Genomic DNA, 1,221 nt, shown 5'->3' on the forward strand with positions numbered 1-1,221 from the left:
CCTTCTGTTCCGCTGGTTCGTCGGGATTGGCGTTGACGATGCGGCCTGGGATCATTCTGTGTTCTCCAAGAACCGCGACCGGTTGCTGGAGGGCGACATCGCCGCAAAGTTCCTGAGCGCGGTGCTGGCGCAGCCCAAGGTGAAGAAGCTGCTGTCCACGGATCACTTCTCGGTCGACGGCACGCTGATCGAGGCCTGGGCATCAATGAAGAGCGTGAAGCCGAAGGATGGCTCGGGCGAAGCGCCGAAGGATGGCTCGGGCGAGCCGCCGGCAGAGGGCGGTGGGCGCAATACGGAGGCAGACTTCCATGGCCAGAAGCGTTCGAACGAGACGCATGTCTCGACCACCGATCCGGACGCAAGGCTCTATCGCAAGGGGCAAGGCAAGGAGGCCAAGCTCTGCTTCATGGGACATGGGCTGATGGAGAACCGCCATGGCCTGCTGGTCGATGCTTGCCTGACGCAGGCCGACGGGCATGCCGAGCGGGTGGCCGCCCTGCACATGATTGAACCTCGCGCTGACCGGTCGCAGGCGATCACGCTCGGCGCCGACAAGGCCTATGATGCGCAGGACTTCATCAACGAGTTGCGCTCGATGAAGGTGACGCCGCACGTGGCGCAGAACACGAACGGTCGTCGTTCGGCGATCGACGGGCGCACGACGCGGCATGGCGGCTACGCCGTCAGCCAGCGCATCCGTAAGCGGATCGAGGAAGCCTTCGGCTGGATCAAGACCATCGCCGGGCAGGCGAAGACGAAGTTGCGTGGCCGCGACCGCGTCGGATGGGCCTTCACCTTCAGCGCTGCCGCCTACAATCTGGTGCGCTTGCCGAAGCTCATCGTGGAGACCAGCTGATGGCCAAGGTTCCAGCCATCGCCAAGGCCTTTGCCGGTCGCTGGCGTATCGTCGAAATGGATGTCTGGGACAACGACTTCCTCGATCTCGTCGAAGAGGCGCACCTGACGTTCAAAGGCGCGGCAGACGGAGAGATCGCCTTCGGCGCACTGAAAGGCTTCCTCGATGTCCGCTACGGCGCGCGAGACGGTTCGGCATGCGCGGAGTTCTCTTGGGAAGGGCACGATGAGAATGATCCGGCATCTGGCCGCGGCTGGCTTGTCATCGGCACCGCAGGTCGCCTCGTCGGCCACTTCTACATCCACAATGCCGACGATTCAGGCTTCGTCTGCGAACGCGGCTGACTTCTTCAACAGCCTGCTAGA

General features: G+C 63.3%; 2 protein-coding genes. Both read left to right on the forward strand.

The annotated features are described in order from the left end of the window. The coding region (locus tag NKI38_RS33435; protein WP_352665145.1) for an IS5 family transposase at window positions 1–856 on the forward strand (856 nt) is incomplete at its 5' end. Beyond that, a complete protein-coding gene (locus NKI38_RS33440; RefSeq protein WP_352656837.1) occupies window positions 856–1,200 on the forward strand; it encodes a hypothetical protein in 345 nt (114 codons plus the stop codon). The genes NKI38_RS33435 and NKI38_RS33440, both read left to right, overlap by 1 nt. The last annotated feature ends 21 nt before the right edge of the window (window positions 1,201–1,221 follow it).

Source organism: Mesorhizobium sp. M0621, assembly GCF_040320745.1.
GTDB lineage: Bacteria > Pseudomonadota > Alphaproteobacteria > Rhizobiales > Rhizobiaceae > Mesorhizobium.